Below are 9,366 nucleotides of genomic sequence, written 5' to 3'. Positions count from 1 at the left end.
CGAGTCACAAAGGGAAAGGAAATTAGAAGTGATTTCCTTTCCATCTGTTATAGCATTAAATCTCTATCGATATGAGAACGTTTTTCAGGATTTTAAGTATTGCATTTTTGGTTTCCATCTTTATCGGCGTACATGAGGGAAATGGCCAACAGCTTCCGCAGTTCAGCCAGTACATTTTCAACGGGTTGCACATCAATCCGGGTTATGCGGGTTACAAGGGCGAGCCCTATATCCAGAGCACGTACCGCAGCCAGTGGATCAATTTTCCGGGAGCGCCTGAGACGTTCACGGTGACGGCTGATTTGGCGGCGAACGAGGGAACGATGGGCTTTGGGGTGAGTTTTATGAGCGACAATCTGGGTCCTGCGAAGACGACCGGAGGTCTGTTGACGTATGCTTATCGAATCCAGACGGGAGCGAAGAGCTGGCTGGGTCTTGGAGTGAGTGCTGGTTTCAGCCAGTATTCGATAGACGGGAGCATGCTGGATCCGAACGATTATCCTGACAGCGAGATACCCGACGGACGTATCAACCTGATGACCCCGAACCTGAACACGGGTTTGTTTTTCCATACGGACCGATTTTATGCGGGCTTCAGTATGTACAACATGGTAGGGAGCAAGGCTTTGGAGAAAGAGGATGTTGCGCTGGCCTATCATGATTTTCACTATTACCTGACCGCGGGTGTGATGATCCCCTTCTCCGATCAGGTACAGTTCAAGCCGAGCTTCCTGATCAAGGAAGTGAAGGGAGCCCCGACGAACTACGATCTGAACGCGATGTTTCTGTTTTACGACAGGATCTGGCTTGGAGGAAGTTACCGGAGCAACGTAAAGATCTGGAACGACAACCTTGCCGAGAACCTGAACAACCGGAACGCGGTGGCGGCGATCATCGAGATTTTTGCGACGGACCGTCTGAGACTGGGTTATGCGTATGACCATAACCTGAACGTACTGAGCAACTACAAGAACAACTCCCATGAGCTGTCAGTAGGCTTCTACATGACCCCTAGAAAAGCAGCAATGAAAAACCAAAGATGGTTCTGATTATGAAAAAGACATTGACGATATTGAGTATAGCCGCGGCAATGACACTGGTAACAGTGGGAACCACGGAGGCACAGAAGAGCAAGATACGCTATGCCGACGAGCAGATGGAGCTGATGAACTACCAGCATGCGGTGGAAGTGTATCAGGAAGCCTATGCGAAGAAGCCGACGTATGAGGCGGCAAAGAAGACGGCGCAGGCCTATGAAGTCCTGCGTGACTATGACAACAGCTATGACTGGTGGAAGACGACGGTATCGGAATACGATGAGGCTACACCGGGAGACTATATGCAGCTGTTGCGGTATGGTCAGCTGACCGACCAGCTATCCGAGGCGAAGAGCATTCTGGAGAGCAAGGGAGTGAGCGGGGACAGCATTCAGGTGGAAGAGCTTCTGAATGTTCAGAGCAGGCGAAAGCTGAAGGTGGAAGGCGTGGAAGGACTGAACTCCAGCGGCTCAGACTTTGAGATGGCCGTGGACGGCTCGGGCAACAGGTACTTTGTTTCCGACCGTGGCGGGACTTATCCGAGCAAGATGCCGAGCCTTCGAATCGACGGAAGAAACAAGATTTTCAGTGAAGAGAAACAGGATTATACCGACCGGGAATATTTTTCGGTGTATAAGCAGGATACAGAAGGGAATGTGAGTGAAGTGGTATCGAATATCCCGGACACCTACAATTTTTCCGACCCGAGCTTTGCCAAGGAATCGGGGATGCTTTTTTACTCGGTGACCCGAGGGATCACGAAAGTGAAGAAGACCCGTGACATCGTGGTACAGCCGGAGATCTATTACAGCAAGGTGAACGAAGACGGTACGCTGACGGGCTTTACAGCTGTCCCGTTCAACGATTCGATCGGCTATGCGGTGATGAATCCCTATGTGGACGAGGCGGCAAAAAGACTTTACTTCACCTCGGATATGCCGGGCGGCATGGGCGGCACCGACCTGTACTATTCAGAATACGACGAGAACATGACCTTCGGGACCCCGGTGAACCTGGGCTCCCCGGTGAACACCCCGGGCAACGAATCCCATGCGTTCCGCAAAGAGGATAAGTTCTACTTCAGCTCCACGGGCCACAAAGGCATGGGAGGCATGGATATCTTCATGGCCGACTACAGTGCCACGGGGATGAGCAATGTGATGAACATGGGTTCACCTGTCAACTCGCTGGCAGATGATTTTGCCTACCGTGAGGTGGAGAGGGAAGGAAAAGAGGAAGTGTACCTGTCCTCGAACAGAAAAGGGGGCATGGGACTGGATGATATTTACAGTGTGGCAGAGGTTTACAAGCAGTTTCTGGCACGTGTGATCGACTGCGAAGGACTGGTGATCGGTGACAGCTACCTGGCCACCTTAAGGGACAAGACCCATAACGGGGATGTGCAGACAAGCAGAAACTCCAAAGGGGAGCTGACGGCCGAACTGGAGCCGGACAGCGACTTCGGGATCAAGATCTCCAAGCCGGGTTACTTCAGTATCACCGATGAGGATATCAGCACGAAGGGCTTTGAGGGGGACACGTTGAAGCGAGAGTATAAGCTGATCCCGATTCCTTACCAGTTGCCGGTGTATGTGGACATTGTGTACTACGACCTGGACAAGTACCAGATCAGGGAAGATGCGAAACCGGTACTGGACAAGCTGGGCGAGCTGATGAACCGCTACGAGTTCCTGGATTTACTGGTGGGCTCCCACACAGACTCCAGGGCGAGTGACGAATACAACATTACGCTGTCCAACAACCGTGCGGAGGCCGTGACCGAATACATGGCCCAGTACAACATCCCTGCGGAGCGTATCCGTCTGGAATGGTTCGGGGAGCAGCAGCTGGTCAATGACTGTGGGGACGGGGTACCGTGTCCGGAGACGGATCACCAGCTGAACAGGCGATCGGAACTGGTACTGGAGGCGTTTTCGGACCCGAGCAAGCAGTATGAGATTCCCGAGGAGTTGAAGGACAAGGACTTCTGTGACCCGGAGGACCTGTTCACGCAAATCCAGGACGAGATTGCCCAGATCCCGACGATTTACTTTGACTTTGACAAGAGCATGTTGAGAAGTGTTCACAAGAAGGAGCTGGAGCGTACCGCGATCATGCTGAAGCGTATGCCGAACCTGATGCTGTACATCGAGGGGCATACCGACCAGCGAGGTGATGATGCATACAACCAGAGCCTGTCAGAAAGAAGAGCGGATGCGGTGAAGGCCTATCTGACCAAGCGTGGCATTGAAGGGGAGCGAATGGAAGAGACCTGGTTCGGGGAGACCAAACCGGTGAACGACTGCAGTGAACTGGACTGTACCTCTGCGATGCACCAGCTGAACAGAAGGACCGAACTCAGGGTGGGCAAGTCCCAGTTTACCTACTCAGGCAGACAAAAGAAAGTCGATGTGATGTAGAAGTATCATAAATAAAAAATGGCTCCAAACACATTTTGGAGCCATTTTTCAATTTTTTTATGTAAAAGATTAATCCGTTTTAGCTTTCAAAGTCGCAGCATTTGGATTTTTTTCAACCTCTGCTACCAGTTTTGGGCCTTCTCCTGGGTAATTGATATTAGCCAAAAGTTGAAGAGATTCAAATTTAGTTGACTCAAAGGCGGCCTTATTTGCTGCTAATATTGGCTCGGAAGGAGGGATTTTCTCTCTCAACCAATCTTCTTGTTTCCCATTTTTCCAGAATCGGAAGCACAAGTGTGGGCCGGTGGCCAAACCAGTACTACCAACATAACCAATCACTTGACCTTGCTTGATGCGAGTTCCAGGTTTAATACCACTTGCTATTTTGGACATATGCAGGTACTGCGTGGTGTAAGTTCCGTTATGCTTAATCTTCACATAATTTCCATTACCTCCAGTGTAACTTGCATGGGTAACCAATCCATCACCAACTGATCTAATTTCGGTTCCTCTTCTCGCAGCATAGTCCGTTCCAAGGTGAGCTTTATAGCGCTTTTGTACAGGGTGGAATCTTCTTTTGCTGTAACGGGAACTGATTCTTGTATATTTAACTGGATCTCTTAGAAATGCCTTTTTGAGGCTATTTCCTTCTTGATCGAAGAAATTCATTTCCCCATTCTGTTCAAATGGAATAGCGTGAAATTGCTCTCCTCGGTGTTCCATATAGGCGAGTTTGATATCTCCTACACCAACTACATTCCCTTCAATCATTTTCTCTTCAAAAACGACTTTGAACTTGTCTCCTTCTTGTAAAGCTCCAAAATCAACAGACCATCCATACAAATCAGCAAATTGATCGACGATATCATAACTGACCTGCTGATTGGTCATTTCGTCCGATAGATTGCTGTGCTTTCTGATGACACCTGCAACTTCTCTTTTGACAAATTCTATTGGCTTTTCTGCTTTGTAGATATCCTTGGAGTCCAAATTGAAAACTACATATTCAACAGGATTAGGTTCATAAATAAAAAATTGAGCAATGGTTGAATCAGCAGGAGTAAGTACTGTGAATTTTTTATTGGTTGCGATACCGCGAACATCAAAAACCTCTTTGGATTTTTTAGCGATTTCGTCAATGATTTGATATGGAACGTTGAAAGGCGCTAAGATGGTAGCCAGCGTTTGATTTTTACTTACGGTTCCCTCTACAATATTAAGATCAGTGACATTGATTCCATACAAGAAAACATCATCATTAGTGTCTTCTAAAACCAGTTCTTCAGTTGGAATTGGAGTTGGCTTGTTTTCAGGGGAAAAGCCAAAATACTGGAAAAGGGCTGCTGTTGCGAGGGTGAGAATGAGCGAACCAGCAACAATCCATTTTTTGTTCATTAATTTATTTTCTTTTTTGGGATGATCGAATAACCTTTCAAGCAAGGAAAAATGACTTGTTTTTCCAAGTTTTTATGCAATTTCCTTGCATAAAGGGCTTGTCAACTATCATACCAACGAAATCAACCGTCTACATATTTCAAATCATTTGTGTAAAGTATTTATTCAGAAGAAGGAAAGCTTAAGAAAAAATTGAAATTCTTTCAAAGAAATGGGTGAAGAAGAGCACTTTTTACATAGAATTGTACAGAATCCTAATGAATCCCAAAAAGAAGGTGGTGTACTCCATGGCATTTCTTTATCTTTGACCTCCCAAAAAAACTAACATCATGCTGAGGACGCATACTTGTGGCGAATTACGCCTAGATCATGTCAATCAAGAAGTCACTTTGTCTGGCTGGGTACAGCGAGTAAGAAACAAAGGAGGTCTCGTATGGGTAGACCTAAGAGATAGATATGGTATTACCCAATTAATTTTTGAAGAAGGATCTACGGATAAAGCTCTATTGGAAAAAGCGGCAGAATTAGGCCGTGAATTTGTTGTGCAAGCAACAGGAACTGTCATTGAACGGACTTCCAAAAATGATAAAATCCCCACAGGATCTATCGAGATCAAAGCAACAGATCTGCAAGTTCTAAATGCTGCTAAAGTTCCTCCTTTTATTATAGAAGATGATACGGATGGGGGTGAGGAGCTTCGCATGAAATACAGGTATCTTGACCTTAGAAGAAATGTGGTTAGGGAAAAGCTACATCTGAGACATAGAATGATGCAAGAGACTCGTAAATACATGGATGCGGAGCATTTTATGGAAGTAGAGACTCCTGTATTAATCAAGTCCACTCCTGAGGGAGCCCGAGATTTTGTCGTTCCAAGTAGGGTAAACCCTGGAGAGTTTTATGCTTTGCCACAATCACCTCAGACTTTTAAGCAATTGTTGATGGTATCCGGTTTTGACCGGTATTTTCAGATTGTCAAGTGCTTCCGTGATGAAGATTTGAGAGCAGATCGCCAGCCAGAATTCACTCAGATTGACTGTGAAATGGCTTTTGTGGAGCAGGAAGATATTTTATCAACTTTTGAAGGCTTGACCAAACACCTATTTGCTAATGTCAAAGGGGTCGAGCTGGAAGAAGTGAAGCGTATGACTTATGCAGATGCCATGAAGTATTATGGTAATGACAAGCCAGACCTTCGATTCGATATGAAATTTGTCGAACTGAATGAGCTTGCTCAAGGAAAGGGTTTTGGCATATTTGATAATGCAGAATTGGTTGTAGGGATTTGTGCCAAAGGCGCTGCAGAGTATACTAGAAAACAACTGGATGCTATAACTGATTGGGTCAAAAGACCTCAGATTGGAGCGAAGGGGATGGTTTACGCCAAATACAATGCGGATGGAACGATCAAATCTACCGTAGATAAATTTTATTCTCAGGAGGATTTACAAGCTTGGGCATCAGCATTTGAAGCTGAGCCAGGAGACTTGATGTTGATCCTCAGCGGAGATGCTAATAAAGTGAGAAAACAGCTTTCAGAACTTCGTTTGAAAATGGGCGAGGATTTGGGACTTCGTGATAGAAATGTATTTAAACCACTTTGGGTGGTAGATTTTCCATTATTAGAATGGGACGAGGAAACTGAGCGCTACCATGCGATGCACCATCCATTTACCTCACCCAAGAAAGAAGATATTCCATTATTGGATTCTGATCCAGGGGCTGTTAGAGCCAACGCCTATGATTTGGTGATCAATGGGGTTGAAATTGGAGGCGGATCTATTCGTATCCACGACAGAGCGACTCAGCAGTTGATGTTTAAACACCTTGGATTCACTGATGAAGAAGCTCAGAAGCAGTTTGGATTCTTGATGGAAGCATTCGAATACGGAGCACCTCCCCATGGAGGAATTGCATTTGGTTTTGATAGGCTATGTGCCATTTTTGGTGGTTCTGATTCCATTAGAGATTACATTGCCTTCCCTAAAAATAATTCTGGAAGGGATGTGATGATTGATTCACCAAGTTCGATAGCGCCCGAACAGCTGGGAGAGCTTTCCATACAATTGAATATTAAAAAATAATAAAGAGGCTTCGGCCTCTTTTTTTTGTGTAAAGACCTTTTTTATATCCCGTAATTTATAGAAAAGACAGAATATGAAATTGCTTTTGATCTAATAAGGATATCTTATATTTAAGAAATAGCCCCTGATAATCTGCCAGATCTATTTGGGGGAATTAAGAGATATTCCAAGAGATGAAAGAAATTCAACAGGAGATTCAAGTATTTTCTACAAGAGACTTAACATGGAAGTCGGCAGGAGAAGCGGTAGAAAAGTGTATCGTAGATCTTCAGGAAAGACAAGAAGAAATCAGGATGGTTTTTGCTGCAGCCCCCTCTCAAACTGGTATGCTGAACTACTTGGCTAATTCCAAAAAGATCCAATGGGAGAAAGTAGTGGCTATGCATATGGATGAATACATTGGTCTTCCTCCAGAGTCTCCTCAATTTTTTTCCAAGTATTTGGTAGAGAATTTGTTCTCCAAAGTACCTTTCAAAGAAGTGCATTTGATTCAAACCCAAGGGAAACAAGAGTTGGAGATCAAGTGGTATTCAAATTTGTTGAAGAAAGCTCCAATTGACATTGTTTGCTTGGGAATAGGGGAGAATGGACATATTGCCTTCAACGATCCGCCCGTTGCGAATTTTCAGGATCCAGTATTCATTAAAGAAGTGTTATTGGATCAGGCATGCAGGACTCAGCAAGTGAATGATGGATGCTTTGAAAGCCTAGATAAAGTTCCTAGAAAGGCCCTTACTTTAACTATTCCAGCTCTGATGTCTGGAGATAATTTATTTTGTGTGGTACTGGGTAAGAATAAAAGTGAAGCAGTGAAAAACACCTTGACTGGACCACTATCTGAAACATGTCCTGCCTCCATTTTGATGACACATCCTCAGTGCAAATTTTATTTTGATGCAGATGCCGTAAGTAAACTTCCTCAGTTTCATTTCACTACTAATTGATTCATGGAGTTACTGGATTGGATTATTCTCGCTTTGTATTTCCTGATGCTTATATCCATAGGTGTATGGGCTTATTTCAAGGTGAATAATTCTGCTGATTTTTTTACTGCAGGAGGAAAATTACCTTGGTGGCTATCCGGTATTTCTCACCATGTTTCAGGTTATAGTGGAGCAGTTTTTGTCGCCTACGCAGGCATTGCCTATACCCATGGATTTACAATTTATGTGTGGTGGGCATTTACTGTGGGGATTTCAGTGTTGATTGCCGCATTTTATATCGCGCCTCGTTGGTCTCGTTTGAGAATACTTTCTGGAATTCAGTCCCCAACAGAGTACCTATTAGTGAGATACAATTTACCCACCCAGCAATTAATTGCCTGGGTAGGCACCTTGATCAAGGTTTTTGACACCGGAGGAAAATTGGCTGCCATCGCAATTTTATTAAATGTATTCAGTGGTTCTTCCATTACTTTTGGAGTGCTCTTGGTTGGGTTTGTTTCACTGATATATATTACTATTGGGGGACTTTGGGCGGATGTCTGGAATGATTTAGGACAATTTGTAATCCAGGTTTTGGCTGGACTGACCATGTTTGTGATGATCCTTGTTCAATTGGGAGATGGAATTGGAGGCATTGTATCTTTATGGGATAGGTTGCCAGCTGAAAACTCCCAGTTTTTTCATGATCCATATACCTTAGGTTTTGCCTTAGTGATGTTGGTAATTAATTTTTTCAGTTATAGTGGTGGAACATGGAATTTGGCTACTAGATTCATTTCTACAACTTCAGGGCTCGTCGCAAAAAAAGCAGCAATATTATCCTCTTTATTGTATTTCATCTGGCCTTTGATCTTATTCTACCCAATGTTCGCAGCTCCAATATTTTTTGAAAATCTGGCTGACCCTACTCTTTCTTATGGGAAGCTGGTCTTACAATTTTTGCCTGCAGGGCTGGTAGGGTTGATATTAGCCTCCCTATTTGCGAATACACTTTCCATGACGGCTTCGGATTCCAATACCATATCAGCAGTCATCAGTAGAGATATTTTACCAATATTATTTCCTAAAGTGAGAATCCTATCAAAGGCGAAAAGTTTAAGGTTAGCCAGAATAACGACATTTAGTTTTACCCTTCTGACCATACTTACTGCCTTAAATTCATCTCATTTTGGTGGAGTTATCGGCTTAATAATCTCTTGGTTTGCAGCCTTGTTGGGGCCAATAGCAATCCCGATGATTTTAGGTTTATTGCCGGCATTTAAGCGGAGTGATGGAAAAATTGCTGTGATTTCTATTCTGGGTGGATTGATAACTTTTATACTTCTTAAATTATTCCCAGTGGATTTGTTGGCAGTTTCTATAGGTGCGCCTACTATTGTTTCTTTATTATTATACACCATTTCTGGTTGGCTAAGTAAAAAAGAACCTTCGATAGAAGTGAAGCAACTTTTAAGTAACCTGAGTGCGAAAGATTAAACCCATCCTT

6 protein-coding genes are annotated in these 9,366 nt (G+C 44.3%); 5 read left to right on the top strand and 1 reads right to left on the bottom strand.

Annotation, left to right across the window (positions count from 1 at the left end):
* The first annotated feature begins 71 nt into the window (after nt 1–71).
* On the top strand, nt 72–1,049 hold the full coding sequence (locus tag ALPR1_RS20105; RefSeq protein WP_008203450.1) for a PorP/SprF family type IX secretion system membrane protein: 978 nt from the start codon (nt 72–74) through the stop codon (nt 1,047–1,049).
* Between the two features lie 2 nt (nt 1,050–1,051).
* Nucleotides 1,052–3,457 carry an OmpA family protein gene (locus tag ALPR1_RS20100; protein WP_237701603.1) on the top strand — a complete coding sequence of 802 codons (2,406 nt, stop codon included), beginning with the start codon at nt 1,052–1,054 and terminating at the stop codon, nt 3,455–3,457.
* A 69-nt stretch (nt 3,458–3,526) separates the two neighbouring features.
* On the opposite strand, the gene ALPR1_RS20095 is transcribed toward ALPR1_RS20100, so the two are convergent.
* Nucleotides 3,527–4,852, bottom strand: coding sequence for a M23 family metallopeptidase (locus tag ALPR1_RS20095; RefSeq protein ID WP_050776440.1), 1,326 nt, complete (start codon nt 4,850–4,852; stop codon nt 3,527–3,529).
* Nucleotides 4,853–5,181: 329 nt separating this feature from the next.
* Here ALPR1_RS20095 and aspS point away from each other — a divergent pair, with 329 nt between their 5' ends.
* The 3 genes from aspS (at nt 5,182) to ALPR1_RS20080 (ending at nt 9,356) form a co-directional block, all read left to right on the top strand.
* Nucleotides 5,182–6,936 carry an aspartate--tRNA ligase gene (gene aspS, locus ALPR1_RS20090; RefSeq protein ID WP_008203447.1) on the top strand — a complete coding sequence of 585 codons (1,755 nt, stop codon included), beginning with the start codon at nt 5,182–5,184 and terminating at the stop codon, nt 6,934–6,936.
* 173 nt (nt 6,937–7,109) lie between these two features.
* Nucleotides 7,110–7,880, top strand: a complete 771-nt coding sequence (locus ALPR1_RS20085) for a 6-phosphogluconolactonase (protein WP_008203445.1) — start codon at nt 7,110–7,112, stop codon at nt 7,878–7,880.
* Between the two features lie 3 nt (nt 7,881–7,883).
* The gene (locus tag ALPR1_RS20080) at nt 7,884–9,356 is read left to right on the top strand and encodes a sodium:solute symporter family protein (RefSeq protein ID WP_008203443.1); all 1,473 of its coding nucleotides are present in this window, start codon (nt 7,884–7,886) and stop codon (nt 9,354–9,356) included.
* Nucleotides 9,357–9,366: the final 10 nt, after the last annotated feature.

The sequence above is a fragment of the Algoriphagus machipongonensis genome, from assembly GCF_000166275.1.
Taxonomy (GTDB): Bacteria; Bacteroidota; Bacteroidia; order Cytophagales; family Cyclobacteriaceae; genus Algoriphagus; species Algoriphagus machipongonensis.
This window is presented reverse-complemented; position numbering and strand designations above follow the sequence as displayed.